This is a genomic window from Methylocystis sp., from assembly GCF_051061225.1.
In the GTDB taxonomy this organism is placed as follows: Bacteria; Pseudomonadota; Alphaproteobacteria; order Rhizobiales; family Beijerinckiaceae; genus Methylocystis.
Genome location: NZ_JBPFEB010000129.1, coordinates 213,590 through 237,319 on the forward strand (window position 1 = coordinate 213,590; position 23,730 = coordinate 237,319).

Annotated in this window: 28 protein-coding genes and 1 other RNA gene; 19 read left to right on the top strand and 10 right to left on the bottom strand. The window is 65.4% G+C overall.

Annotation, left to right across the window (positions count from 1 at the left end; all coding sequences use genetic code 11):
- Positions 1–36: 36 nt before the first annotated feature.
- Positions 37–425, bottom strand: an RNA gene (gene rnpB / locus ACR652_RS22920) — RNase P RNA component class A.
- Positions 426–593: 168 nt separating this feature from the next.
- Between rnpB and ACR652_RS22925 the strand changes: the two genes are divergently transcribed.
- The gene (locus ACR652_RS22925; protein WP_434508791.1) at positions 594–998 is read left to right on the top strand and encodes a hypothetical protein; all 405 of its coding nucleotides are present in this window, start codon (positions 594–596) and stop codon (positions 996–998) included.
- An 80-nt stretch (positions 999–1,078) separates the two neighbouring features.
- On the opposite strand, the gene ACR652_RS22930 is transcribed toward ACR652_RS22925, so the two are convergent.
- Positions 1,079–1,603: a hypothetical protein gene (locus ACR652_RS22930; protein ID WP_434508792.1), complete on the bottom strand. Its 525-nt coding sequence runs from the start codon at positions 1,601–1,603 to the stop codon at positions 1,079–1,081.
- Positions 1,604–1,699: 96 nt separating this feature from the next.
- Here ACR652_RS22930 and ACR652_RS22935 point away from each other — a divergent pair, with 96 nt between their 5' ends.
- Positions 1,700–3,943 carry a primosomal protein N' gene (locus tag ACR652_RS22935; RefSeq protein ID WP_434508793.1) on the top strand — a complete coding sequence of 748 codons (2,244 nt, stop codon included), beginning with the start codon at positions 1,700–1,702 and terminating at the stop codon, positions 3,941–3,943.
- On the opposite strand, the gene ACR652_RS22940 is transcribed toward ACR652_RS22935, so the two are convergent.
- The 4 genes from ACR652_RS22940 to ACR652_RS22955 all read right to left on the bottom strand — a co-directional run bounded on the left by ACR652_RS22940 (position 3,944) and on the right by ACR652_RS22955 (position 6,034).
- Entirely contained in the window at positions 3,944–4,429 is a 486-nt protein-coding gene (locus ACR652_RS22940; RefSeq protein ID WP_434508794.1) for a hypothetical protein, read from the bottom strand.
- 19 nt (positions 4,430–4,448) lie between these two features.
- The gene (locus ACR652_RS22945) at positions 4,449–5,240 is read right to left on the bottom strand and encodes a DUF2092 domain-containing protein (RefSeq protein ID WP_434508795.1); all 792 of its coding nucleotides are present in this window, start codon (positions 5,238–5,240) and stop codon (positions 4,449–4,451) included.
- Between the two features lie 88 nt (positions 5,241–5,328).
- A complete protein-coding gene (locus ACR652_RS22950) occupies positions 5,329–5,664 on the bottom strand; it encodes an HdeA/HdeB family chaperone (protein WP_434508796.1) in 336 nt (111 codons plus the stop codon).
- A gap of 106 nt (positions 5,665–5,770) precedes the next feature.
- Entirely contained in the window at positions 5,771–6,034 is a 264-nt protein-coding gene (locus ACR652_RS22955; protein ID WP_434508797.1) for a hypothetical protein, read from the bottom strand.
- Positions 6,035–6,326: 292 nt separating this feature from the next.
- Between ACR652_RS22955 and ACR652_RS22960 the strand changes: the two genes are divergently transcribed.
- Positions 6,327–6,941 carry a hypothetical protein gene (locus ACR652_RS22960; RefSeq protein ID WP_434508798.1) on the top strand — a complete coding sequence of 205 codons (615 nt, stop codon included), beginning with the start codon at positions 6,327–6,329 and terminating at the stop codon, positions 6,939–6,941.
- 16 nt (positions 6,942–6,957) lie between these two features.
- On the opposite strand, the gene ACR652_RS22965 is transcribed toward ACR652_RS22960, so the two are convergent.
- Positions 6,958–7,260, bottom strand: a complete 303-nt coding sequence (locus ACR652_RS22965; protein WP_434508799.1) for a DUF6496 domain-containing protein — start codon at positions 7,258–7,260, stop codon at positions 6,958–6,960.
- Between ACR652_RS22965 and ACR652_RS22970 the strand changes: the two genes are divergently transcribed.
- Complete coding sequence (locus tag ACR652_RS22970) at positions 7,249–7,548, top strand: hypothetical protein (protein WP_434508800.1); 300 nt, start codon at positions 7,249–7,251, stop codon at positions 7,546–7,548. The genes ACR652_RS22965 and ACR652_RS22970 overlap by 12 nt on opposite strands.
- Positions 7,549–7,663: 115 nt before the next feature.
- Here ACR652_RS22970 and phaR read toward each other — a convergent pair whose 3' ends face one another.
- Positions 7,664–8,296 (bottom strand): polyhydroxyalkanoate synthesis repressor PhaR, encoded by a 633-nt coding sequence (gene phaR, locus ACR652_RS22975; protein WP_434508801.1) that lies wholly within the window; start codon positions 8,294–8,296, stop codon positions 7,664–7,666.
- Positions 8,297–8,545: 249 nt separating this feature from the next.
- On the opposite strand from phaR, the gene ACR652_RS22980 reads away from it, so the two are divergent.
- The 3 genes from ACR652_RS22980 (at position 8,546) to ACR652_RS22990 (ending at position 12,082) form a co-directional block, all read left to right on the top strand.
- Positions 8,546–9,721, top strand: a complete 1,176-nt coding sequence (locus ACR652_RS22980; RefSeq protein ID WP_434508802.1) for an acetyl-CoA C-acetyltransferase — start codon at positions 8,546–8,548, stop codon at positions 9,719–9,721.
- A gap of 179 nt (positions 9,722–9,900) precedes the next feature.
- A complete protein-coding gene (gene phbB, locus ACR652_RS22985; RefSeq protein WP_434508803.1) occupies positions 9,901–10,626 on the top strand; it encodes an acetoacetyl-CoA reductase in 726 nt (241 codons plus the stop codon).
- A 190-nt stretch (positions 10,627–10,816) separates the two neighbouring features.
- Positions 10,817–12,082 (top strand): DUF2235 domain-containing protein, encoded by a 1,266-nt coding sequence (locus ACR652_RS22990; RefSeq protein ID WP_434508804.1) that lies wholly within the window; start codon positions 10,817–10,819, stop codon positions 12,080–12,082.
- A 31-nt stretch (positions 12,083–12,113) separates the two neighbouring features.
- Here ACR652_RS22990 and ACR652_RS22995 read toward each other — a convergent pair whose 3' ends face one another.
- Positions 12,114–12,386 carry a hypothetical protein gene (locus ACR652_RS22995; protein ID WP_434508805.1) on the bottom strand — a complete coding sequence of 91 codons (273 nt, stop codon included), beginning with the start codon at positions 12,384–12,386 and terminating at the stop codon, positions 12,114–12,116.
- 67 nt (positions 12,387–12,453) lie between these two features.
- Here ACR652_RS22995 and ACR652_RS23000 point away from each other — a divergent pair, with 67 nt between their 5' ends.
- Both ACR652_RS23000 and ACR652_RS23005 read left to right on the top strand, forming a co-directional pair.
- Positions 12,454–12,918: a MarR family winged helix-turn-helix transcriptional regulator gene (locus ACR652_RS23000; protein WP_434508806.1), complete on the top strand. Its 465-nt coding sequence runs from the start codon at positions 12,454–12,456 to the stop codon at positions 12,916–12,918.
- Between the two features lie 31 nt (positions 12,919–12,949).
- The gene (locus ACR652_RS23005) at positions 12,950–14,242 is read left to right on the top strand and encodes an epoxyqueuosine reductase (RefSeq protein WP_434508807.1); all 1,293 of its coding nucleotides are present in this window, start codon (positions 12,950–12,952) and stop codon (positions 14,240–14,242) included.
- Between the two features lie 50 nt (positions 14,243–14,292).
- Here the strand turns inward: ACR652_RS23005 and ACR652_RS23010 are convergent, their stop codons facing one another.
- Positions 14,293–16,377 carry an elongation factor G gene (locus ACR652_RS23010; protein ID WP_434508808.1) on the bottom strand — a complete coding sequence of 695 codons (2,085 nt, stop codon included), beginning with the start codon at positions 16,375–16,377 and terminating at the stop codon, positions 14,293–14,295.
- Positions 16,378–16,531: 154 nt separating this feature from the next.
- Between ACR652_RS23010 and rph the strand changes: the two genes are divergently transcribed.
- The 10 genes from rph (at position 16,532) to ACR652_RS23060 (ending at position 23,581) form a co-directional block, all read left to right on the top strand.
- The gene (rph, locus tag ACR652_RS23015; protein WP_434508809.1) at positions 16,532–17,248 is read left to right on the top strand and encodes a ribonuclease PH; all 717 of its coding nucleotides are present in this window, start codon (positions 16,532–16,534) and stop codon (positions 17,246–17,248) included.
- A gap of 145 nt (positions 17,249–17,393) precedes the next feature.
- A complete protein-coding gene (gene rdgB, locus ACR652_RS23020) occupies positions 17,394–18,023 on the top strand; it encodes an RdgB/HAM1 family non-canonical purine NTP pyrophosphatase (protein ID WP_434508810.1) in 630 nt (209 codons plus the stop codon).
- A gap of 155 nt (positions 18,024–18,178) precedes the next feature.
- The gene (gene adh / locus ACR652_RS23025) at positions 18,179–19,693 is read left to right on the top strand and encodes an aldehyde dehydrogenase (RefSeq protein WP_434508811.1); all 1,515 of its coding nucleotides are present in this window, start codon (positions 18,179–18,181) and stop codon (positions 19,691–19,693) included.
- 118 nt (positions 19,694–19,811) lie between these two features.
- Positions 19,812–20,177 (top strand): DUF779 domain-containing protein, encoded by a 366-nt coding sequence (locus ACR652_RS23030; RefSeq protein WP_434508812.1) that lies wholly within the window; start codon positions 19,812–19,814, stop codon positions 20,175–20,177.
- A gap of 17 nt (positions 20,178–20,194) precedes the next feature.
- Complete coding sequence (locus tag ACR652_RS23035; RefSeq protein WP_434508813.1) at positions 20,195–20,710, top strand: methylated-DNA--[protein]-cysteine S-methyltransferase; 516 nt, start codon at positions 20,195–20,197, stop codon at positions 20,708–20,710.
- A 63-nt stretch (positions 20,711–20,773) separates the two neighbouring features.
- Positions 20,774–21,154 carry a flagellar basal body protein gene (locus ACR652_RS23040; protein ID WP_434508814.1) on the top strand — a complete coding sequence of 127 codons (381 nt, stop codon included), beginning with the start codon at positions 20,774–20,776 and terminating at the stop codon, positions 21,152–21,154.
- Complete coding sequence (gene flgC, locus ACR652_RS23045; RefSeq protein ID WP_434508815.1) at positions 21,151–21,570, top strand: flagellar basal body rod protein FlgC; 420 nt, start codon at positions 21,151–21,153, stop codon at positions 21,568–21,570. Before ACR652_RS23040 ends, flgC begins: the two co-directional genes overlap by 4 nt.
- A 208-nt stretch (positions 21,571–21,778) precedes the next feature.
- Complete coding sequence (locus tag ACR652_RS23050) at positions 21,779–22,966, top strand: tyrosine-type recombinase/integrase (protein WP_434508816.1); 1,188 nt, start codon at positions 21,779–21,781, stop codon at positions 22,964–22,966.
- A gap of 128 nt (positions 22,967–23,094) precedes the next feature.
- Positions 23,095–23,319: a helix-turn-helix transcriptional regulator gene (locus ACR652_RS23055; RefSeq protein WP_434508817.1), complete on the top strand. Its 225-nt coding sequence runs from the start codon at positions 23,095–23,097 to the stop codon at positions 23,317–23,319.
- A gap of 46 nt (positions 23,320–23,365) precedes the next feature.
- Complete coding sequence (locus ACR652_RS23060) at positions 23,366–23,581, top strand: hypothetical protein (RefSeq protein ID WP_434508818.1); 216 nt, start codon at positions 23,366–23,368, stop codon at positions 23,579–23,581.
- Positions 23,582–23,730: the final 149 nt, after the last annotated feature.

Below are 23,730 nucleotides of genomic sequence, written 5' to 3' on the forward strand. Positions count from 1 at the left end.
CCCGGCCGCGCTGCGCCGATTTGAACCAAAAAAGCAAGAGCCAGCCGGCCTGTAAGCCGGGTTCTGTATGGCGCGGGCCGAGGTTTCCCCCGAACCGCGCGTGACGGCCATTCCTCTGGGACGGTCGTCGCCGACCGCCTCGAGCAACCAACCCGGGCGACATCCCGGAGACGGGTTGAAAGCTTTTGACGGCTTTCCGTCGCCCCTATTCGGTTTTGCTCCCGGCGGGGCTTGCCATGCCCTCGGCGTTGCCGTCGAGGCGGTGCGCTCTTACCGCACCCTTTCACCCTTGCCGGGACAAGCCCGGCGGTTTGCTTTCTGTGGCGCTATCCCTGGGGTCGCCCCCGCCGGACGTTATCCGGCGCCGTGTCTCCGTGGAGCCCGGACTTTCCTCTGCATGACGCAGCGGCCGTCCAGCCGACTGGCTTCGTCAGGGATAGGGACGGCGGGCCGGAACGTCAAGGCGCGCGCGCCGGCCGCCCCTCGCCGCTCAATCCGAGCAGGCGATACCTTGGCATTTGTGAGCGGCTGTCTCAATGAGGGCACGGTACGAGCCCTTCGCCGAAGGGCGCCCTCTTTGGGAGTTCAGCAGCATGAGCCTCTTCATGCGCCTTGGCGCCGCCGCCGCGGTCGGCGCCTTCCTTCTCGGCCAGACGGCCGGGGCCCTCGCCCTGCCGGTCTCGCCGACCTCGGAAATCGACGGGAACATCTTTCAGATCCGTCACGTCGGCGGCCACCGCCCCGTGGGCGGACACAGACCCGTCCATCGCCCGCCGGCCTTCCGCCCGCCGGTCCATGTGCGTCCGGGCCATGGCGGTTGGCATAGGCCGCATTACGGTTGGCGTCCGGGCGGGGCGATCGCGGCCGGCGCGGCGATCGGCGTGCTGGGCGCGGCGGCGGCCGCGGCCTACGCCGCCTCGGCGGCGCCGGCGCCGGGCCTGTGCTGGTATTACACCAGCGCCAACTATCGCTCGGGTTTCTGGGACGCCTGCCGGTAAGATCGGTTCGGGATTGCCCCCTCCCCAGCCCTCCCCCGCTCTCGCGGGAGAGGGCGCAGATGCGGGCCTTCATCAAACAGCTATGACGAACGCCAAAGCGGAAGCGGCCTCGTCCGCGTCTCCTCCCGCATCCGATCCGACGCCAGCGCCCCGCCCGCCAGTCCGACGGAGAAGGCGAGATAGGCGACGAGCATCGCGCCCTTGGAGAGCACGAGCTCCCAGCCGGGGGTGAAACGCTTCGGCGTGGCGCCGTAATCGACCACGGCGGCGACGCCGGCCATGGCGGCTGCGTCACGCAGCAGGGCCTCGGGCGTGCGCGGCGGATTGAGCGCCAGCCAGGCCTCGAAGGGCGCCGCCCAGAAGATGGCGGAAAGCACATGCGTGGCGAAGCCGACGAGCGTGTGCCGCGCCGTCGGCAGCTCCACCTTTGCGGCGGCGTCGCCATTGAGCCAATGGCTGGTGGCGTTGATGGGCTGGAGCGCGCCCTTGCCTTCGAGTTTCGCGGCCGCCGCAAGCGCCGCCGCCGAAATGAGCGCCGCAACGACCCCTGTCACCACCGCCGACGCGCCAATCCGTGGCCATTCCGTTTCCACTGCCCTGTTCATCCGCGCCTCCTCGCCGCCCGTCCGGCGGTTGAACCTTGCGCGCGGCGCGGGGTTCCGTGGCTTCCGGCGCGGCGCTTTATGCTTTAAGCCCGCGCCATGAGCGCAGCGCAGGACGAGTCGACAGGCGCGCGGGTGGTCGATGTGCTGGCGCCCGTCGCCGTCGACGCGCCCTACTCCTACCTCGCGCCGCCCGGCCTCGGCCTGCAGCCGGGGGACAGCGTCAGGATTCCGCTCGGACCGCGCGAGGCCTATGGCGTCGTCTGGTCGGTCGCAGCGCATTCCTCGCCACGCAGCAATCTCAAGTCCGTCATCTCCCGGCTCGATCGCCCGCCGCTGGCGCGAAAGCTGCGCGACTTCATCGACTGGCTGGCGCGCTACACGCTGACGCCGCGCGGCATGGCGCTGCGGCTCGCGACGCGCGCGGCGGAAGACGCCGCGCCCGACGCGCCGCGCACGCTGTACCGCGCGACAGGCCGCAGCCCCGAGCGGCTCACGCCAACCCGCAGGCGCGTGCTCGCGGCTGCGGAGGGCGGCATGACCTTTTCCAAAAAGGCCCTCGCCGAGGCCGCCGCCTGCACGGCGGGCGTCCTCGACGCGCTCGTTGACGACGGCGCGCTGGAAGCGGTCGCCGCGCCGCCCGAAGCTGTCGCGCGCGCGCTCGATCCGGACTTCGCGGCGCCGATCCTCGAACCGGCGCAGCGCCTTGCGGCGGAGTCGCTCACAGAGGCCGTGCGCGCGAGAAGCTTCAGGCCCTTTCTGCTGGAAGGCGTCACCGGCTCCGGCAAGACCGAAGTCTATTTCGAGGCCATCGCCGCCGCGCTGAAGGAGGGCGGCCAGGCGCTGGTGATGATGCCGGAGATCGCGCTCACCGCGCAGTTTCTGGAGCGCTTCGCCGCGCGTTTTGGCGAGCGGCCGGCGGAATGGCATTCGGGCGTCAGCGACAGGAAGCGCGCCCGCATCTGGCGGGCGGCGGCGACCGGCGAATTGAGCGTCGTCGCCGGCGCGCGCTCGGCGCTGTTTCTGCCCTTCAACAATCTGCGCCTCATCGTCGTCGACGAGGAACACGAAGGCGCCTACAAGCAGGACGACGGCGCCTCCTATCACGCGCGCGACATGGCGGTCGTGCGCGCCCGCTTCGAAGACGCGGCCATCGTTCTGGCCTCGGCGACGCCCTCGATCGAAACGCGCGTGAACGCCGAAACCGGACGCTACGATCATCTGCGGCTGCACGCGCGCGCCGGCGCGCGCCCCATGCCGATCCTGGAGCCGATCGACATGCGCCGCGAAGGCCCGGCGCGCGGCCGCTGGATCGCGCCGCGTCTCGCCTTCGCCATTGGCGAAACCATCGGGCGGGGCGAACAGGCGCTGCTGTTTCTCAACCGGCGCGGCTATGCGCCATTGACCCTCTGCCGCGATTGCGGCCATCGCTTCCGCTGCGCGCAATGCGACGCCTGGCTCGTCGAGCATCGCTTCCGGCGCGCGCTGGTGTGCCATCACTGCGGCCATGTCGAGCGGCGGCCTGACACATGCCCCGAATGCGGCGCGACCGACTCGCTTGCGGCCTGCGGCCCCGGCGTCGAACGCCTCGCGGAAGAAGCGGCGACGCTCTTTCCGGACGCGCGCATGCTCGTGCTGTCGTCGGATTTTCCCGGCGGCGCCGAGCGCCTGCGCCGCGAGCTGGACGAGATTGCGAACGGCGCCTTCGATATTGTGATCGGCACGCAGCTTGTCGCAAAGGGTCACAACTTTCCCCAGCTCACGCTGGTCGGCGTGGTGGACGCCGATCTTGGTCTGGGCAGCGGCGATCCGCGCGCCGCCGAGCGCACCTTTCAATTGCTCAATCAGGTGACGGGGCGCGCCGGACGCGGCGACAGGCCCGGCCGGGGTCTCATCCAGACCTTCCAGCCCGAGCATCCTGTCATCGCGGCTTTGCTCTCGGGTGACGCGGAGACATTCTACGCGCAGGAAATCGCGCTGCGCCAACGCGCGGGCCTGCCGCCTTTCGGGCGCCTCGCCGCGCTCATCGTCTGGGGGAAGGATGCGGCGGCGGCCGAAAGTCATGCGCGCGCGATCGTCCGCGCCGCGCATGAACTGCCGCAGTCTCCGCGCTACCGCGTCGCGGCTCTGGGCGGCCTGCCGGAAGCCGATGAGATCATGATGCTCGGGCCCGCCGAGGCGCCAATCGGGCTCATTCGCGGGCGGTTTCGTTATCGTCTGCTGGTGAAGGCGCCGCGACGCGCCGATGTGCAGGGCTTCCTGCGCGATCTGATCGCCGCCGCGCCGAAACCGCGCGGCGGCGTTCGCGTGCAGATCGACGTCGATCCGCAGACCTTCATGTGATCACATCGGATTGACGACGACGTAATAAACGCCGTTGTTGCCGAACCGCGGCGCCAGCCACGCGCCGTCGCAAACATAGAAGGAGTCGCCGTTGACCATGCGATCCACGCAGCCGGTGGGAAGCGTCGCCAGCGTCATGCCGATCGCATAATTGCGCGCCACGGCGTTGGCCGCCGCCGCCGCGCCGATCGCCGCGCCCGCAGCCGCCGCGCCGCAGGCGTAGCACCCCCCGCCGTAATAGCTGTTGACGACGACCGGCCCGTGATAGCCGTATCCGCCCCAGCCGCCGGCATGCCAGCCGTCGCCGTGCCACGTGCCGCCCCAACCGGCGGCGCCGCCGGCATGCCAGCCGCCCGCGACCATGCCGCCGTCAGGCCCGCGCGCGACGAAGCCGCCGCCGCCGAAACCACCGCGCCAGGCGAAAGCCGGCGTCAGAGCGAGACTCGCCATCGCGACGACAAGCGCGCGAAAAAACATCTTCTTCATGGTGTCCTCCGGATGGCGCTTACTTGGCTGACGCGGTTTCGCCCGGCTTACCGAACTTGATATGGCCAGCCTTGGCCGCGCCAGGCGCGCGCGCGAATTTGAGTCCGCCGGCGTTGAGCCGCCAGTTGGCGAATTCGATCATGCTGCGCGATTTGCCATTGGTCGGCGTCACCCAGATGAGGCGCGGCAGCTTGTCCTTCGCGCCGATCCACAGTTGCGCCTGATAATCGGGATTGGCGATCGCGACAATGTCCGTGGTCGTTCCGCCCACGACATTGGACTGGCCCATGACAAAGGCCGACGTCAGCTTCTCGGTCACCGCCGCATAAGGGTCGGCGACGATGAAATCGACGAAGGGGAAGTAGAGGCCAGCCTTGTTGAACGCCGCCTCCAGCATTTCGTCGAGATTGGCCGGCGCGGATTCGACGGCGATCATGTTGGACGCCGGCAGATACACGGCGAATTCCTTGCCGTCGTAATAGAACTCGGAGGGCGGACCGTCGCCGAGCGCCACGACCTTGAGCTTGTCCGGCCGTTGCAGGCTCACATTGGTGCTGACCATGTAGAACAGCGGCTGGCCGTTGGCGGCCGGCTCGTCGAAGGCGCGCCGCACGTTGAACGACATGGACTTGGCTTTGGCCAGCGTGTCGCTCATGCCTTTCAGAATGTCGAGCGCGGCCGGCGCAATGGCGGCAGGAGCGGCTTTCGCAGCCGGCGCCGGAGTTGGCGTCGCGGGCGTTTCGGCGCGAAGCGGCGAGAGCAGGCCCGTCGCGCAAGCCGCCCCCAACAGGATTCCATAAATCGGTTTCATCTCATTGTTCTCCTGCGCGCCGCCTGGGTTGAACGGATCATTGTCGCAGCGCAGAAAGAAGCCCGGCCGAAGGCCGGGCTTCATCAGATTAGTGAGAGTCGCGCTCTTCCTTGAAGATCTTGTCGAGCGCGTGAATGATCTTCTCGTCGCGGTGCGCCTTGCAATAGACGATGACCATGTGCTCCTCGCCGGAGACGCGCGCATAATGATAATAGTGCTTTTTCGCCAGACCATTGTACCAGCCGGAATACCAGTTGGCGAGCGCGTTCGCGTCTTCCTGATAAGTGTCCGCGAGCTGCGCGCAGGTCAGCGCCTGCACGTCGAGGAAGCCGTTCTTGTCGACATAGGTGTCGAGGCCAGTGGCCGCCCAGGCGCTTCCCGCCGCCGCAACGAGCGCAGCCGCGCCCAAAATGAAACCACGCATGTCATATCTCCGTTTTGACCGCAGTCGAATGCTGCGGCGCGATGAAATTTCGCCCCGGCGCCAAGCGCCGCCCGAGCGTCCCCTTGTCACTTCAGGCGTTCAACTCTTACTGCCTGGCGAGGCCGCAAGCCTCGACGCCTTCATCCTTGAAGCAGCCGCTGCGATCGCATTGGGAGCGCGCCATGGCGCATTTGTCGATGCATTTCGCGCTCCCCTCTCCGCCGCCCGGAAACCGCGCCGTGCAGGCGTCAAAGCATTGATTATACGCCTGTGAGCAGGTTCGCGGCGCGGCGCCGGCCTGCGCAAGAACCGGCGCGGACGCGGCGAGAACGTAAAGCCCGACAGCGGCCGCCACAGCCCATTTCTTCATTTCGCCCCCGATATTTGATTGAGTGGTTGTCAAAGAGACGTAAGGAATCGATACGAGTCGTTACGCCACCGCAACCTAGCAAAAGCCGGCGCGTTCAGACAGAGAAGTTCCATACTAATTTCTTACACTAGCGCGGGCTCGAAGAAGCTTCAGCTTTACAATAAGCAGCCGCCGCAAGTCTGGAATCAGCGGCAGACTGTCTGATTAATGATGGAAAGCGCGGTCGCAATGGTTGAAAGGAATTGTCAGGCTGTGTTAACGGACCCTTTACTCTGCGTTCTTGGGGGCAGGTATGCGCGACGGTTTTTGCACTGTTTTTGACCTGTCGCGCAGAGGCGCCGGTCTTGTTGTCGCCCTCTCCGCCATTCTGGCGCTCGGCGCGCCCGCCGAGGCGGGATTTCTCGAAGACCTCTTCGGAATCGATGACGGCGTCCAGCATGCGCCGCCGCCGCCGCGCGCGCGCGCTCCCAGAAACAGCGGACGCGGCGACTATTCCATCCGGGTGCTGGAGGGACGCAAGGCGTCGGGCGGCGCGCAGAAGAACGCCGACGGCGATCGCCGGGACTATGTCGCGGGTTCGAGGCCTCAGAAGCCGCGCCTCTGCGCCACGCCGGAGCAGGCCGCGACCGCCGCCCCCTCCTCCGCCTATCTGCGCGACGAAACCCTGCGCGCCGGCGACAGCGTGGTCACCGATGGCGACATCGTGGTGTTCAAGGGACGCAGCGCCTGCCCGCATACGGCGGCGGATTTCGTGTCCGTGGCCCGGTCCGATCTTCCCAAAGCCAAGCGCAACGCCCTGGTCGCGCTCGAGCAGGCCATGAAGTCGCCGGCGCCGGTCTTTACCGTTGGCGCTCATGCGCGGCCCCGGCTGGTCGGCCAGGTCACCGAAACGCGCCCAATCGAATAAGCGGCGCGCCAGCCGATCAGGCGCCCCCGCTTTTCCCTTTTCCGCGCCCGTGCAGCGTTCGGTCCTGCGCGTCCTTCCCCTCCGCTTCCGCCTCCGCCGTCTCTCCCCTGCGTTCCTTCTCCCTGGTGTTTCGCAGGCGCTCCTTGTTCTTTTGCGGGCTTTCCTGATTGCTGGCGCCCGCCTCGTGCAAGGCGATGGCGATGGCCTGCCGCGGGTTCTTCACCTTGCCGCGGGCGCCGCCGCTTTTGAGTTCGCCGTGCTTGTATTCATGCATGACGCGGCGAATGGTTTGCTTCTGGCTTTCCGATTGTTCGGCCACGACGCACTCTCCAGGACATCACGCCCCTCGCCTTCGCCGGTATTCTGGCGCGCCAACGCCGATCGAAACGCGCCAGGCGGGAGCTTATTTCCCGGCCTCGCGCGCGGCGGCCTCGCGCAGGCCCTGAGCGATCATGGCCCCGAAGGCCTCATGTTCGTCGTCGGTCAACTGGTCGAAGCTCTTGCCGAGAGACTTCGCGAATTGTTCTTCAAGTTCAGCGATCGAGGGTATGCCGTCTCCTTCCCCAGCGCGCCCTCTTCAAACCCGATCGAAGACGAAAAGCAATAAAAATCAATCCAGTGTGGCTGGCTGGCCATCTTCCCCACACACAGGCGGGCGGTCCCGCGCCTGCTCCAGACGCAGCCGCGCGCCCGGACCCATCAGTCGCGGCCAGGGGCGACGCCTACCCCTTGGACAGATTGTCGATCCGCTTGTTCAGCTCGTCGAGCTGGCGCTTGAGCTCGGCCACATCCGGGCCGCCCTCCTTGCCCGCTGACGAAACGCCCTCGTGCTCCTCCATCGACGGCCCTGTCGTGCCGGCGACGCTTTCGGTCGGCAGGCCGAAGGGGTTGAACATGGTGAGCGCCTGGCGGAAGACAGCCATGTTCTTGCGGGTCTGTTCCTCCATCGCCTGGAACGCCTGGCGGGTCGGCTCGGCGAAAGGGCCCGCGGCCGGGAGCGCGGAGGTGAACTGGTCGCGGAACTTCTGCTGTTCCTTGGTCAGCTTGTCGATCGAAAATTCGAGGTAGCTTGGCACCAGCATCTGCATCGAGTCGCCGTAAAAGCGAATGAGCTGGCGCAGAAAGGCGATCGGCAGAAGGCTCTGCCCGTCCTTGCCCTCCTGCTCGAAGATGATCTGGGTCAGGACCGGGCGGGTGATGTCCTCGCCGGACTTGGCGTCGCAGACGACAAAGTCCTCGCCGCGCTTCACCATGGAGGCGAGATCCTCGAGGGTTACATATGTGCTGGTGCCGGTGTCATAGAGACGTCGGTTGGCGTATTTCTTTATTATCGTAGGTTTCTTTTCCGTCGCCATACGCCTGTCGCCGCTCCCCTCGATGTCCGGGGCGCCCTGAAAAAAGGCCCAACCCCGGCCAATCGACGATAAGCGCATTTTGGCGCCTGCGGCAATATTTTCCTCTCGGACGGCTTTCGCTCCAGCTCAATTCCGTGCAAAACGGGCCGCGGCTTGACTTGCGCAAGCGCGAGATGCTCAACCACCTTCGCCCCCGGCCGGGCGCTCGAGGGCTTTTTCGGCCCCACCAATCTTTAAAGGGAGACAGACATGACGACCGATATCGTGATCGTTTCCGCGGCGCGCACCGCCGTCGGATCGTTCAACGGAGCCCTTGGAACGGTTCCGGCCCACGAGCTCGGCGCCGCTGCTGTCAAAGCCGCTCTCGAACGCGCCAAAATCGAGCCGGGCTCGGTCGACGAGGTCATTCTCGGCCAGGTGCTGACCGCGGCCCATGGCCAGAACCCCGCCCGTCAGGCGGCCATCAAGGCCGGCATTCCCGACAGCAAGACCGCCTTCGGCATCAATCAGGTCTGCGGCTCCGGCCTGCGCGCCGTGGCGCTCGCCGCCCAGCAGATCCAGTCGGGCGACGCGACCATCATCGTCGCCGGCGGCCAGGAGTCCATGTCGCTGTCGAACCACGCCGCGCAACTGCGCACCGGCACCAAGATGGGCGACGTGAAATTCCTCGACACCATGATCATCGACGGCCTCACCGACGCCTTCAACAACTACCACATGGGCATCACCGCCGAGAACGTCGCCAAGCAGTGGCAGATCACCCGCGAGCAGCAGGACGAGTTCGCGGTGAAGTCGCAGAACAAGGCCGAGGCCGCGCAGAAGGCCGGCAAGTTCAAGGACGAGATCGTGCCTGTCACGATTTCCACCCGCAAGGGCGACCTGATCGTCGACGCCGACGAATACATCAAGCACGGCGTCACGCTCGAGAGCGTCTCCAAGCTGCGCCCGGCCTTCATCAAGGACGGGACGGTGACCGCCGCCAACGCCTCCGGCATCAATGACGGCGGCGCGGCGTTGGTCGTCATGAGCGCCGCCGAGGCCCAGAAGCGCGGCCTGACCCCGCTCGCCCGCATCGCCTCCTGGGCGACCGCCGGCGTCGATCCGAGCGTGATGGGCTCGGGCCCGATCCCGGCCTCGCGCAAGGCGCTGGAGAAGGCCGGCTGGAAGGTCGGCGATCTCGACCTCGTCGAGGCGAACGAAGCCTTTGCCGCCCAGGCCCTCGCCGTCAACAAGGACATGGGCTGGAACACCGACATTGTGAACGTGAACGGCGGCGCCATCGCCATCGGCCATCCGATCGGCGCGTCCGGCGCCCGCATCCTCGTGACGCTGCTGCACGAAATGGGCCGCCGCAACGCGAAGAAGGGTCTCGCCACGCTCTGCATCGGCGGCGGCATGGGCATCGCGCTGACGGTCGAGCGGTAAGTCACGCTCCCTCTCCCCGTGATCCGGGGAGAGGGTCGAGGTGAGGGGCAAGGCGACAGCGGCGCGCGTTGGCGTGTCGCAAGCAAAGACGCGGAGCCCGTCGTGGCGGCCAGCCCCTCACCCTGGCCCTCTTCCCGCAGGCGGGGAGAGGGACATTCATCTTCGAGGGAGGGACACACATGGCAAGAGTTGCAGTCGTCACGGGAGGCACCCGCGGCATTGGCGAGGCGATTTCCAAGGCGCTGAAGGCCGCCGGCTACAACGTCGCCGCGACCTATGCGGGCAATGACGAAGCCGCCAACAAGTTCAAGGCGGAGACGGGCATCCCGGTCTACAAGTTCGACGTGTCGGACTACGACGCCTGCGCCGCGGGCGTCGCGGCCATCGAGAAGGACCTCGGCCCGGTCGAGATCCTCATCAACAACGCCGGCATCACCAAGGACCGTCTGTTCCACAAGATGGAGCTGGCGCAGTGGCAGGCGGTGATCAACACCAACCTGAACTCGCTGTTCAACGTCACGCGCCCCGTGATCAACGGCATGCGCGACCGCGGTTTCGGCCGCATCGTCGTCATCTCGTCGATCAACGGCCAGAAGGGCCAGGCGGGTCAGACCAACTACTCCGCCTCCAAGGCCGGCGACATCGGCTTCGTGAAGGCGCTGGCGCAGGAGAGCGCCTCCAAGGGCATCACCGTCAACGCCATCGCGCCGGGCTACATCGCCACGGAGATGGTCAAGGCCGTGCCGCAGGACGTGCTCGACAAGCACATCATCCCCTATATCGCGGTGGGTCGCCTCGGCGAGCCGGAAGAGATCGCCCGCGCGGTTGTCTTCCTGGCCTCGGACGACGCCGGCTTCATCACCGGCTCGACGCTGACCATCAACGGCGGCCAGTATCTGGCCTGATTTTTACGCATCCTGGAGCGTGAACGAGCCGGCGGCCCGCAAGGCCGCCGGCTTTGTTTTGCCGGCGCCGGGGCGCGCCTTTGCACGCCCCCGTCCCCAACTGGCCCGACGACGCGGCTCAGGTTGCGCGCGCCGCCGACTCGGCGGAGTATCATGGTCGGAAGGCTCTTCCTTTTTCAGAGAGGATTTCATGGACGACGTCGCGCCCCGGCCGCATCCGCACAAGCGGCTTGTTGTTTTCTGTGACGGCACCTGGAACAAGGAGGATCAGAAAAGCAGGGACGGCCGACCCTGCCCGACCAATGTCTTGCGCCTCTTCGAACTGACGCGGGCCGGCGACGGCGATGGGTGTGTACAGATTGTCGATTACGTGCGCGGCGTTGGAAATCGCTGGGACGAGCGGTTGACGGGCGGCGGCTTCGGCCTCGGCATGTCCGACAACATCAAGGGCGCCTACCAGTTTCTGGTCAGCAATTACGAAGACGGCGACGAGATTTTCCTCTTCGGCTTCAGCCGGGGGGCCTTCACGGTCAGAAGCCTCGCCGGCATGATCTACAATGTCGGGATCTTGCGCCGTGACAAGCTTCATCTCCTCGAGGAAGCCTATGCGCATTATCGCAGCTCCGACCCGAAATGGCATCCCGGCAGCGACCTCTCGCAGGCGTTCCGGCAGGCCAATACGCATGGCAAGGAGACGATCAAGTTTCTCGGCGTGTGGGACACCGTGGGCGCGCTGGGCGCGCCGTTCGGATTTATTCTCGGCAAGCTGCTCAACCTGTTCTTTCCGACCCAGTTCCACGACACCAAGATCAGCCCGATCATCCTGAACGCCTATCACGCCTGCGCGATCGACGAGAAGCGCTGGCCCTTCCGTCCGACGCGCATGGAGCTGACGGAGACCCGCAAGCGCGAGGCGGCGGAGGCGAACGCGGCCGCCGGCAAGACCAGGATCTACAATTACGAGGAAGTCTGGTTTCCGGGCGTGCACTCGGATGTCGGCGGCGGCTATCCGGAGTCCGGCCTCTCCGATTGCGCCCTGCAATGGATGGTGCGAAAGGCGGTGGACCACGGGCTTTGCGTCAATCCGTTCTCGTCTGTCGCCTCGCGGCCGTTCGATCCCGATCCGCTTGCGCCCATGCACGACTCGCAAACCCCCTGGTACCGGATCACCACGAAACTCTTCGTCTATTGGCCCAGGCCCCTCCTGAAGCTGGTGAACAAGAGTGACGCGCCGCTCCTCGACCGCGTGCAGGAAAATGGCGACTTCATCCGCCAGCTCGACCACTCGGAGGCGCTTGGCGCCGACATGTCAGCCTTTCCGATCAAGGACGGATTTGAAATCGATCTTTCCGCCTGCGCCCGCGAGAGGCTTGCCGGCGACCCCGCCTACAAGCCGATGAACATTTCTGAGAGCGCTGGCACCCGATCCAAAGCGGAGGCGCAGCCGTCTTCCTAGCTGAATCCGCGGCCGGGATTGGCCCGCCGCCTCAATGATCCGGCGCGCTGCGATGCTTGCGCATGAGGCAGGCGACCACGCTCTTGTCGGGACCAAGCGTGATCTTCTTCGCGCAGCGCGAGCGTGACGGCGGCTGGTCGGATGTGGCGGCGGGTTTCTTCAGCGTCACGGTCTGAAGGCCCTCGGCGGCCAGGCCTGAACAGCTCAGTCCCGTCACGCCCAGAAGAATCATGAACATGCGCATGTCGATCCTCCAGCGGCGCAGCTTCCCGGCGAGGCAGGCGACCTCGCGGGTCTCAAGCAAGACAGATAGGGCGCTGCATGGCCCCGCACATTGACGGCAGGCATATAGGGGCATATACATCTTTCTCATGAGCCCGCCCGATCCCGCCGATGTCGGAGCCTGTGCGCAGAGCTGCGCCGCCGCCAATGTGCGGCGCGCCAGCCGGGCTGTCACCAGGCTCTATGGGCAGTTCATGGCGACGACGGGCCTTGAACCGACGCAATATTCGCTGCTCGTCGCCTGTTCGCTCACCGGCGGGGCGACGGTCAGCAAGCTTGCCGAGGTCTTCGTGATGGACCGCAGCGCCTTGGCCAGAAACCTCGCGCTCATGGAGAAACGCGGGCTGGTGAAAATCAGGCCGGGCGAGGACCGGCGCACCCGCAAGGTGTCTCTCACGCCCTTCGGCGAGTCCACCCTCGCCAACGCCATGCCACACTGGCGCGCCGCGCAAAACGCGGTGGAGCAGCAGTTCGGCGCCGAGCGTCTGCAAAAGCTTTTGTCCGAGCTGCGCGATCTCATGAAGATTGCCTCCCGGGCGGATCCGAGCGGCTGAGTCTTTTCTCGTGCAAAAAGGGGTATATGCAATGAATTTAGCTGCGCATCCTCTCGCCGCCACGCTCGACGCCGACGCCTTGCGCGATCTCGTGATGGAGGCAGGCGCCGACGACATGGGCTTCGTCTCGATCGGCGACCCGGCGCTCGATGATCAACGCGCGGAGATTCTGTCCGTCTTTCCCTTTGCGCGAACGCTCCTGTCCTTTGTCGTGCGGATGAACCGGGAGAATATCCGCAGCCCGGCGCGCTCATTCGCCAATCTGGAGTTCCACCAATCAAACGACGCCTGCGACACGACGGCGCGGGCCATCGTCAGGGCCTTGGAGGCGCGCGGACGGCGCGCCGGCTATCCGCCGGTCGGGTTTCCGATGGAAGCCGACAACTGGCCCGGAAAGCTCTGGGTCATCTCCCACAAGCCCATCGCCGTCGCCGCCGGCCTCGGACAAATGGGCCTGCATCGCAATGTCATTCATCCGAGATTTGGCAGCTTCATCCTGCTCGGAACCGTCGCGGTCGATCTCAATGTCGCGCATGACGGCGCGCCGCTCGATCATAACCCCTGCATGGAATGCAAGCTCTGCGTGGCCGCCTGCCCCACGGGCGCCATCGCGCCGGACGGCCATTTCGACTTCGCGGCCTGCTACACGCATAATTATCGCGAGTTCATGGGCGGCTTCTCCGATTTCATCGAGACGGTCGCGGAAGCGAAGAACGCGCGCGACTATCGCCGCAAGGTCGAGGACCAGGAAACCGTGTCCATGTGGCAGAGCCTCTCTTACCGGCCGAATTACAAGGCGGCCTACTGTCTGGCCGTCTGCCCGGCGGGCGAGGATGTCATCGGCCCGTATCTCTCAAGCAAAAAGGCCTTTCTGGAAGGCGTTGTGGATCCGCTGAAACGAAAAGTCGAAACGATCTATGTGCGGCGCGGATCGGATGCGGAAACCTACGTCCTGCGCCGCTTTCCCCACAAGCGCGCGAAGCGCGTGGGCGCGGTCTTGCGGCCCGCGACGGTCGATGGGTTTCTCGGGGCGCTGAGGCACATCTTTCAGCGCAACGCATCCGCGGGACTGTCCGCCACCTATCATTTCACCTTCACGGGCGCCTCGCGCCGTCAGGCGACGGTCGCCATCGCCGACAGGAAACTGCGGGTCAGCGACGGCCTTGTCGGCGCGGCCGATCTTGCGGTGACGGCCGACGCCGACACATGGATACGTTTCCTGCGCAAGGAGGCGAGCCTGCCCTGGGCGCTGATCAGCCGGCGCATCCGCATGTCCGGCGACCCGAGGCTGCTCGCCGCCTTCGGGCGGTGCTTTCCATCTTGACGAAGCCCCGTCCGGCCTTCGCTGGGCAAAGGTCGGACGCTCGCGGAAAGCTACCCCACGGCAGCCCGCGCGGGCTGATGGCCGGCGTGGGCGGCGACGATCTCGCGCGCCTGCTTGCCGACCACCTCGGCGAGATGATCGAAACGCGCGCGAAAGAACCCCGCGCCCGCCGTCGCCGAACGCAATTCGACGATCAGATTATCCATCTCCGCTTCGGGAATCAGAGCCTCCAGCTTGTCCCAGCCGTCCCAGCCCTCGCGCGGACCGAAGCCCATGATCTGCCCCCGCCGGCCAGACGCGAGGCTCGTCGCGCGCGACATGGCGTCGCTCGGCACGAAAATGTCCACGGCGAGCACCGGTTCGAGCAGCACCGGGTCGGCCTTGCCGAGCGCCTCGCTCATCCCGATTCGCGCGGCGGTGCGGAAGGCCATGTCGGAGGAATCCACCGTGTGATAGGAGCCGTCGGTCAGCACGGCCTCGACGTCGACAACCGGAAACCCGAGCGGACCATGGGCCAGCGCGTCCTGGCAGCCCGCCTCCACCGAGGAGAAATATTGCTTGGGCACGGCGCCGCCATGGACGCGCTCCGCGAAGCCGAACCCCTCCCCGCGCCCGCGCGGGCCGATTTCCAGCACGACGTCGCCGAACTGGCCGTGCCCGCCCGACTGCTTCTTGTGACGGCCGCGCACCGTGACCTTGTGGCGAATCGTCTCGCGATAGGCCACCGTCGGGCGCGTGACCTCCACCGCGACGCCGAAGCGCGATTGCAGCCGCTCCAGCGCGACGCGCAGATGCATCTCGCCCTGGCCGAAGAGCTTGATCTGCGACATTTCCTGATCATGCACGAAGACGAGCGAGGGGTCCTCCTCGACGAGCTTCGCCATCGCGGCCGCAAGCCGCATTTCGTCCTTGCGATCCTTCACCGCGAGCGCGACGGCGTGCACGGGATCGGGAACCGGCGCGTGGGTCGTGAGGGAAGCACGATCGGCGCGCGCGTCGGCGACGATCGTATGGCCGGTCTGCGCATGGTCGAGGCGGCCGAACGCGACGACCTCGCCTTCCTTCGCCACGGAAAGCTTGGACATGTTGCCGCCCAGCAATCGCGACAGCCCTGAAATGCGATCCTCTCCCGCCGCCGAGACAGCCGTCTCGCCATCGTCGAAAGCGCCGCGCAGGACGCGGGCGACGGACAGCTTGCCGCCGTGCGGCGTGTGAATGGTGCGCAGGATGCGCGCGAGCGGCGGACCATTGTCCGGCACGCCGAGACGCGCGCGAACCTCCGCCACGCCCGGCCCCTCGTGACGCAACGCCTTGAGCAGGCGCGTGACGCCCGCGCCGCGCTCCGCCGAGCCAATGAACAGCGGCGCGACCAGACCCGCGCGCAATTCCCGCGTCAGATCGTCGAAGATCTGGTCGCGCGGCGGTTCGATGTCGGAAATCAGCTCCTCCATCAGGGCGTCGTCGTAATCGGCCAGACGCTCCAGCATGGAGTAGCGCGCCTCTTTCTCCGTCGCCGCCTCGCCTTTCGGGATTTCGACGATTTCGGATGGCGCATGTTCGCGATAGACATAGGCGCGTTCGAGCGCGAGATCGATGAAGCCAATGGCGACGCCATTGTTCCAGATGGGAATCTGCCGCAGCAGCAACGGCGTGCGCGAGGCCGGCTGGAGGATGCTCAGGGCGTTGCGCGCGTCGATTGTGGTCGCGTCGATCTTGTTGAGGAACAAGAGATGCGGCACCCCGAATTCCTCGAGCTGACGCAGCACGAGTTGCAGAGCCGGGACCTTGCGCTCCTCGGCTTCACAAACGACGACGGCGGCGTCGACGGCGGGGAGGATGTTGCGGGCCTCGTGCGAAAACTCGACGGAGCCTGGAAGATCGATGAAGGTGTAGCTGTCGCCCATGAAATCGACAGTCGCGACGTTCGCCTCGACGCTCATCTTGTGGGCGCGCGCCTCGGCGCTGGCGTCGCCGACGCTCGCGCCGGCCGCGGCCGAGCCCTGCCGCGGGATGGCGCCCGCATGCGTCAAGATCGATTCGAGAAGTGTGGTCTTGCCGCTCTGGAAGGGGCCGGCCAGCGCGATCAGCCGGGGACCCCGCGCTCTCGCTTCGTGGGAAGAGTGCATCTCGCCCATCTTATCCTCCCTTATGTGCGGAGCCTGTTGAACCGGCTCCGTCGAATCATGCTCCCACCACAATCCCCGAAGCGCAAGGATGAAAACACTGGCGCTTCCAACGGGAGCCAAAGCGGGTTAGAACGCCTCTAATTTACAGCGCACAGGAGTTTTCATGCGTCCCAGCAAACGCGCGCTCGATGAGATGCGGCCCGTCAGCTTCGAGCGCGGAGTCGCCCGCTACGCCGAAGGCTCCTGCCTCGTGAAGTTCGGCGCCACCCATGTGTTGTGCGCCGCAACGCTGGAAGACAAGCCGCCGCCGTGGCTGCGCGGCCAGGGGCGCGGCTGGGTGACGGCGGAATACTCGATGCTGCCGCGTGCAACGCACACGCGCACGCGCCGCGAATCCTCCGCCGGCAAGCTCACCGGCCGCACGCAGGAGATCCAGCGCCTCATCGGCCGCTCGCTGCGCGCGGTGACCAATCTTCCCGCCATGGGCGAGCGCCAGATCGTTCTCGACTGCGACGTGATCCAGGCTGACGGCGGCACGCGCACCGCCTCCATCACCGGCGCCTGGCTTGCGCTGCGCGACTGTTTCGAATGGATGCGGGCGCGCTCCATCGTCAAGGAGAACCCGTTGCGCGACCACGTCGCCGCGGTCTCCTGCGGCATCTTCAACGGCGCGCCGGTCCTCGACCTGGATTACGCCGAGGACTCGACCGCCCAGACCGACGCCAATTTCGTGATCACCGGCTCCGGCGGCCTTGTCGAAATTCAGGCGACCGCGGAAGTGGCCGTTTTTTCGCCGGACGAACTCTCGGCGATGCTCGCGCTCGCGCAAAAGGGAGTCGGCGATCTTATTGCGCTGCAAAAGGCGGCGCTGGCGGGGTAAGCCCCCACCCCAGCCCTCCCCCGCTTTCGCGGGAGAGGGAGCAGGTTGCCGCCCTCTCCGAGACCGCTGATCGCGAGCGTCCCCTCTCCCGCGAAGCGGGGGAGGGACAGGGAGGGCGTCCAAGCAAAATCGACAAGGCTGCGTCATGACTCACCGCAAAATCCACGGCAAACTCGTCATTGCGACGCACAATCCCGGCAAGCTCTGGGAGCTCCAGCAATTGCTCGGACCGCATGGCGTTGACGCCGTTTCGGCGGGAGAACTCAACCTGCCCGAACCGGAAGAAACCGAGACCACGTTTCGCGGCAACGCAGCATTGAAAGCGCGCGCCGCGTCCATGGCCTCCGGCCTGCCCGCTTTCGCGGATGACTCGGGCCTGTGCGTCGATGCGCTCGATGGCGCGCCGGGCGTCTATTCGGCGCGTTGGGCCGGAGAGACGCGCGATTTCAAGGCCGCCTGCGAGCTGGTGCGGGCGGAACTGGAAAAGCGCGGCGCCAAGCCGCCCTATCGCGCCAATTTCACCTGCGCGCTCGCGATCGTCTGGCCGGATGGCCATATCGAGGAATTCGAAGGCCGCGTCGATGGCGAACTCGTGTTTCCGCCCAAGGGCGACAAGGGGTTCGGCTACGATCCGATCTTCAAGCCCGATGAGCTCGACAAAACCTTCGGAGAGATGATGTCGGCGGAAAAGCACGCGCTGCCGGGCGACGGCTCGCGCGCGCTGTCTCACCGCGCGCGGGCGTTTCAGGCGCTCGCGAGGGCCTGTCTCGATTAACGCAACACGGAGGCGGCCGCTGCTCGAGCTCGAGCGCCCAATGTGGGCGTGGAAGGGACTTCGGCGCTTTCTCTTGGCGCGGGCCTGTGCGTTATTATCTTTCGGCTAAATGCCGCGCAAAAGCGCGCGCCGCGAGGAACGCAGGAAGGCCCGCCATGACGAAGCACGAGACTCTCGCCGCCAAACCGCCGTTCAAGGCGCGCTACGGCAATTTCATAAATGGCGAATGGGCCGACGCGAAATCCGGCCGCACATTCGACAACATCTCGCCCGTCACGGGCCAGAAGGTCTGCGAGATCGCGCGCTCCGACAAGGACGACATCGAGGCCGCGCTCGACGCCGCCCACGCCGCGAAAGCCGCCTGGGGCAAAGCCAGCCCCGCCGAGCGCGCCGGCGTGCTCAACAGGATCGCCGACCGCATGGAGGCGAATCTGCAACTGCTCGCCACGGCCGAGACCTGGGACAATGGCAAGCCGATCCGCGAGACCATGGCCGCCGACGTGCCGCTCGCGATCGACCATTTCCGCTATTTCGCCGGCGCCGTGCGCGCGCAGGAAGGCGGCATTTCGGAAATCGACCACGACACCGTCGCCTATCACTTCCACGAACCGCTCGGCGTCGTTGGCCAGATCATCCCCTGGAACTTCCCGCTGCTGATGGCGGCGTGGAAGCTCGCGCCCGCGCTCGCGGCCGGCAATTGCGTCATCATCAAGCCGGCCGAGCAGACGCCCGCGAGCATTCTCGTCTGGGCCGAGGTCGTCGGCGATCTGCTGCCCAAGGGCGTGCTCAACATTGTCAACGGCTTCGGTCTCGAAGCCGGCAAGCCGCTCGCGTCGTCGAACCGCATCGCCAAGATCGCCTTCACCGGCGAGACGACGACGGGTCGGCTGATCATGCAATACGCCAGCCAGTCGCTGATCCCCGTCACGCTCGAACTCGGCGGAAAATCGCCGAACATCTTCTTCGAGGACGTGGCGCGCGAAGATGACGACTATTTCGACAAGGCGATCGAAGGCTTCGTCATGTTCGCGCTCAATCAGGGCGAGGTCTGCACCTGCCCGAGCCGCGCGCTGGTGCATGAGAAAATCTACGACCGCTTCATGGAGCGCGCGCTCAAGCGCGTCGCGGCGATCCGGCAGGGCCACCCGCTCGATCCCGAGACGATGATCGGCGCGCAGGCCTCATCCGAACAGCTCGAGAAAATTCTTAGCTACATCGACATCGGCAAGCAGGAGGGCGCGAAGGTCCTCGCCGGCGGCGAGCGCAATACGCTCGAGGGCGATCTTGCCGGCGGCTTCTATGTGAAGCCCACAGTCCTGCAGGGACACAACCGCATGCGCGTGTTCCAGGAGGAAATCTTCGGTCCCGTCGTGTCGGTGACGACCTTCCGGGACGATGAGGACGCATTGCACATCGCCAATGACACGCTTTACGGACTGGGCGCCGGCGTGTGGAGCCGCGACATCAATCGCTGCTACCGCTTCGGCCGTGCGATTCAGGCCGGGCGCGTATGGACGAACTGCTACCACGCCTATCCGGCGCATGCCGCCTTCGGCGGCTACAAGCAGTCCGGCATCGGACGAGAGAACCACAAGATGATGCTGGATCATTATCAGCAGACGAAGAACATGCTGGTGAGCTACAGCCCGAAGAAGCTGGGGTTCTTCTAGAGCCCCTCCCCCCCTCCCCCGCTGCGCGGGAGAGGGAGAAAATTGGCGCCTTCATCGAGAAGGCGGGTCGTGAGCGTCCCCTCTCCCGCGACAGCGGGGGAGGGACAGGGAGGGGGCCTTGCCGCAACCACCAGACAGAGTCACCGCCACGCCCGCCGCGCTCGATCTCATTGCGCGGCTGCGGAGCGAACATGGCGACATTCTCTTTCATCAATCCGGCGGCTGCTGCGACGGCTCGGCGCCCATGTGCTATCCGCAAGTCGATTTCCTCGTCGGCGACCATGACGTCAGGCTTGGCGAGATTGGCGGCGCGTCTTTCTACATCGGCGCCGCGCAATTCGATTACTGGAGACACACGCAGCTCATCATCGATGTCGTGTCGGGCCAGGGCGGCATGTTCTCGCTCGACAATGGCACGGGCCGCCGCTTCCTGACCCGCTCGCGGCTGTTTACGGATGAAGAGCTTTCCGCGCTGGGGTCATAAATGGGTGAGAGAGATTCATGGTGCAGAAAGAGACCCTCTTCGTCGCGCTCCGGCCGTGCAGTCTCGGCCTCGCGCTCGTGGCGACAAGCGAGAAAGGCATCTGCGCGCTTCTGCTCGGAGACGACGCGGATGCGCTGAACGCCGAACTCGCCCGACGCTTTCCGCAGGCGCGCATCCGCGCGGCGGACAGCGCTTGCGAAAGCCTCGCGGCCGAGGCGATCGCGCTGGTCGACGCCCCCGACAAGGCTCGCGCCATTCCGCTCGACCTGCGCGGAACACCTTTCCAGCGCCGCGTCTGGGACGCGCTGCGCGCCATCCCCTCCGGGCGGACCGCGAGCTATGCGGACGTCGCCAACAGCATCGGCGCGCCCAAGGCGACGCGCGCGGTCGCCGGCGCCTGCGCCGCCAATCCTGTCGCCATCGCAGTGCCCTGCCACCGCGTGCTGCACCGTGATGGAACCCTGTCCGGCTATCGCTGGGGCGTCGCGCGCAAACGCGCGCTGCTCGAGCGAGAGGGATGCGACATCCGCTAGGCCTCCAGCCAGACACAAGCGCCCGCGCCTAGCCTCCAGGATGATGATCTCAAGAGGCTGAATATGGAGCCGGTGTATCTGTTCAACCTGATCGACCGGCACAAGAGCTGGCTGTCGACGCGACATTCGCTGGTCGCGCAGAATGTCGCCAACGCCAATACGCCCGGTTACAAAGCCATGGACACGTTGCCCTTCGCGCGCGTGATGGAGCGCAGCGCGCTGGACATGGCGGGCGCCGACCCGATGCACATGCGGCCTTCTCCTGGGGAAGCCATGGCCGCCGCCGCGAAGCCGGCGGAAGGCTGGGAGACGACGTTTTCCGGCAATACGGTGTCGCCCGAGCAGGAGATGATCAAGGTCTCGGAAATTCGCGGCGCCTTCACACTGGCCACCAATCTCCAACGCAGCTTCCACAATATGTGGATGTCGGCGGTGCGCACATGATCGACCCGCTCGAAGCGTCTCTCAAGATCGCCGGCTCGGGCCTCTCCGCGCAATCCGCGCGGCTGCGGGTCGTCTCGGAAAACATGGCCAACGCCCAATCGACCGGGCGCACCGCCGGCTCCGACCCCTATCGGCGCAAGACGATCTCCTTCGCGAATGAGCTCGACCGCGCGAGCGGCGTCAAGCTCGTGCGCATCAACACGATCGGCGCCGACCCGACCGCCTTCGCCGTCGAGCACGATCCGGGCAATCCGGCGGCGAACGCCAATGGCGACGTGAAACGACCCAATGTGAATCTGCTCGTCGAAATGGGTGACATGCGCGAAGCCAATCGCACCTATGAAGCCGATCTGCAAATCATGAAACAGGCGAACGATCTCGCCGCAATGACCGTCGACCTTCTGAAAGGCGCCTGATGTTTCCGCCTCTAGCGGCGATATGGCCGTTCACAGTCGTTTATGCCTGAACTCATAGACCGTTGAAAATGCTCGTTTCACGGCGCTCAACCGTGCACGCTTGTTCACAACCGTTCACCACAATAGACTGCAATTTGTGGGCTGTTCTGGGGGTCGACCGGCGGCAAGCCCACAAAATCGGAATTGTGGGCGGCGTTGTGGGGCGAGCATGAAACTAAACGCGAGGCGCGTTGCGACGGCGGGGCCGGGCAAACATGCGGACGGCGGCAATCTCTTTTTGGTCGTCAGCGAGGACGGTCGCAAGAAGTGGAAGTTTATCTTCACCTTCGGGAAGCGACGCCCGGAACTGACGCTAGGCCCCTATCCTGATCTTTCCTTGAGCGACGCGCGCGAGGCCGCGCTCGCCGCCCGGCGGCTTGTGCGAGAGGGAATCAATCCCGTCGACAAACGGCGCGCGGAGAAGAAGCAGGAGTCGACTACGTTCGGCGCCGTCGCGCGCGAGCTGCATCAAGATAAGAGCATCCGCTGGCGCAATGAAAAATACCGGCGGCAATGGCTCACCATCTTGGAGACGCACGCCGCGCCGATATGTGGGACCGATGTCGCCGCAGTCGACACGACTGCCGTTCTGAGCACGCTCAAGCCGCTCTGGAGCACAAAGCACGCGACCGCTACGCGACTGCGCGGCTACATCGAAAGCGTGCTGGACGCGGCGAAGGCGCGCGGGCTGCGGACTGGAGAAAATCCGGCGCAATGGCGCGGCCATCTCTCTTCGATCCTGTCAAAGCCCCCGGCGACCGCGAAGAAACATCACGCGGCGTTGCATTACCGCGACCTTCCCGAATTCGTCGGAAAGCTGCGGCAGGCGCAACGGACCTCCCTTGCGGCCTTCGCCCTCGAGCTCACGATCTTGACCTGCGTCAGGACAAACGAAGCGCTCGGCGCCAGTTGGGCGGAGATCGATATGAACGGCGCCGTCTGGTCTATCCCGGCGGGGCGCATGAAAGCCGGGAAGGACCATCGTGTTCCCTTGTCCGACAGGGCGCTTGAGATCCTCGCCATCCTCCGCGCGGCGTATCCAGGCGAATACGTTTTCCCCTCCCGACGTGCTGGAAAGCAGATGAGCGCCGTCGCCATGTGGCAGGTTCTCGCACGCATGGGCCTGAAGGGCGAGGCGTCGGTTCACGGCATGCGAAGCGCATTTCGCGATTGGTGCGGTGACACTACGAATCACCCGCGCGAGATCGCCGAGCAGGCCCTCGCCCATGCCGCCGGCGACGCGACGGAACTGTCCTATCGTCGCGGCGACGCGTTACAGAAGCGGCGACTTCTAATGCGGGACTGGGCCGACTATCTGGAAAGCGGCTTAATAGGCGACAAAACTAACCCGAATTAAATCTAATAGGTGACAAAACTAACCCTAATTAGGCAAATTAGGTGACAAAACTAACCCTATTAAAAATCAATGGTTTATGGGCTATTTGTTGTTGACAGAGCAGTATGGTGGACACTAGTTTTCTACTAATGAAAACTAAGGAGACCGCTATGCAGCGTGATCAGAATGATGTTGCGCCGAAGGCGCGCAGGCTCAAAGACGCCAGCCGAGTATCGGGGCTGAGCACGGCCTATTTTTATAAGCTGGAGAAGCTCGGCAAGTTGAAGATGGTGCGCGTCGGCGGCCGGACGCTTGTTCCCGAATCGGAACTGAATCGCCTCTTGCAGATCAGCAGCGGCGGAGAAGCCGCCTAATCCGGATAGGCGCGCAAAAACAATCACTAACTAGTGGAGAAAGATTATGCAGAATGAATCCGCCGAAAAGCTCGCGCTCTTCAATAAATGCCACGACTCCAGAGTCCGCTATCTGATCGAGCGCTCCGATGAAATTAAAGCGGGCAATGTCCGCTACCTCGCAGAAAAGCGGGCGCAGGAGGAAGCCGACAAAAAGAAATGGGCTGCTCTCATGTCGCGGATGTCCGCCCAGCACTCGCACCCCGGCGGCGACGCCGCCTGACCTGTGAGCACACCCATGAACCGCTTGGATCGAAGGCCGCGCCCGCGCGGCCGCGCACCGCCGATCGCCCTTCCGGAATTTGACGTCAATCCACACTGAGGGGACCATTCATGCGCCTAAAAACTAGCTCCAAAGAATACATCGAGCTC

What these genes read in the sequence shown, in the direction of transcription:
- ACR652_RS23035 (WP_434508813.1), top strand. Translation starts at nt 20,195, where the DNA reads ATGGTGCAGAAAGAGACCCTCTTCGTCGCGCTCCGGCCGTGCAGTCTC.
- ACR652_RS22990 (WP_434508804.1), top strand. Translation starts at nt 10,817, where the DNA reads ATGGACGACGTCGCGCCCCGGCCGCATCCGCACAAGCGGCTTGTTGTT.
- flgC (WP_434508815.1), top strand. Translation starts at nt 21,151, where the DNA reads ATGATCGACCCGCTCGAAGCGTCTCTCAAGATCGCCGGCTCGGGCCTC.
- phaR (WP_434508801.1), bottom strand. Translation starts at nt 8,296, where the DNA reads ATGGCGACGGAAAAGAAACCTACGATAATAAAGAAATACGCCAACCGA.
- rdgB (WP_434508810.1), top strand. Translation starts at nt 17,394, where the DNA reads ATGACTCACCGCAAAATCCACGGCAAACTCGTCATTGCGACGCACAAT.
- ACR652_RS22925 (WP_434508791.1), top strand. Translation starts at nt 594, where the DNA reads ATGAGCCTCTTCATGCGCCTTGGCGCCGCCGCCGCGGTCGGCGCCTTC.
- ACR652_RS23040 (WP_434508814.1), top strand. Translation starts at nt 20,774, where the DNA reads ATGGAGCCGGTGTATCTGTTCAACCTGATCGACCGGCACAAGAGCTGG.
- ACR652_RS22950 (WP_434508796.1), bottom strand. Translation starts at nt 5,664, where the DNA reads ATGCGTGGTTTCATTTTGGGCGCGGCTGCGCTCGTTGCGGCGGCGGGA.
- ACR652_RS23005 (WP_434508807.1), top strand. Translation starts at nt 12,950, where the DNA reads ATGAATTTAGCTGCGCATCCTCTCGCCGCCACGCTCGACGCCGACGCC.
- ACR652_RS22940 (WP_434508794.1), bottom strand. Translation starts at nt 4,429, where the DNA reads ATGAAGAAGATGTTTTTTCGCGCGCTTGTCGTCGCGATGGCGAGTCTC.
- ACR652_RS22945 (WP_434508795.1), bottom strand. Translation starts at nt 5,240, where the DNA reads ATGAAACCGATTTATGGAATCCTGTTGGGGGCGGCTTGCGCGACGGGC.
- ACR652_RS23010 (WP_434508808.1), bottom strand. Translation starts at nt 16,377, where the DNA reads ATGGGCGAGATGCACTCTTCCCACGAAGCGAGAGCGCGGGGTCCCCGG.
- ACR652_RS22930 (WP_434508792.1), bottom strand. Translation starts at nt 1,603, where the DNA reads ATGAACAGGGCAGTGGAAACGGAATGGCCACGGATTGGCGCGTCGGCG.
- ACR652_RS23055 (WP_434508817.1), top strand. Translation starts at nt 23,095, where the DNA reads ATGAAAACTAAGGAGACCGCTATGCAGCGTGATCAGAATGATGTTGCG.
- ACR652_RS23050 (WP_434508816.1), top strand. Translation starts at nt 21,779, where the DNA reads ATGAAACTAAACGCGAGGCGCGTTGCGACGGCGGGGCCGGGCAAACAT.
- ACR652_RS22955 (WP_434508797.1), bottom strand. Translation starts at nt 6,034, where the DNA reads ATGAAGAAATGGGCTGTGGCGGCCGCTGTCGGGCTTTACGTTCTCGCC.
- rph (WP_434508809.1), top strand. Translation starts at nt 16,532, where the DNA reads ATGCGTCCCAGCAAACGCGCGCTCGATGAGATGCGGCCCGTCAGCTTC.
- adh (WP_434508811.1), top strand. Translation starts at nt 18,179, where the DNA reads ATGACGAAGCACGAGACTCTCGCCGCCAAACCGCCGTTCAAGGCGCGC.
- ACR652_RS22960 (WP_434508798.1), top strand. Translation starts at nt 6,327, where the DNA reads ATGCGCGACGGTTTTTGCACTGTTTTTGACCTGTCGCGCAGAGGCGCC.
- phbB (WP_434508803.1), top strand. Translation starts at nt 9,901, where the DNA reads ATGGCAAGAGTTGCAGTCGTCACGGGAGGCACCCGCGGCATTGGCGAG.
- ACR652_RS23060 (WP_434508818.1), top strand. Translation starts at nt 23,366, where the DNA reads ATGCAGAATGAATCCGCCGAAAAGCTCGCGCTCTTCAATAAATGCCAC.
- ACR652_RS23000 (WP_434508806.1), top strand. Translation starts at nt 12,454, where the DNA reads ATGAGCCCGCCCGATCCCGCCGATGTCGGAGCCTGTGCGCAGAGCTGC.
- ACR652_RS22935 (WP_434508793.1), top strand. Translation starts at nt 1,700, where the DNA reads ATGAGCGCAGCGCAGGACGAGTCGACAGGCGCGCGGGTGGTCGATGTG.
- ACR652_RS22980 (WP_434508802.1), top strand. Translation starts at nt 8,546, where the DNA reads ATGACGACCGATATCGTGATCGTTTCCGCGGCGCGCACCGCCGTCGGA.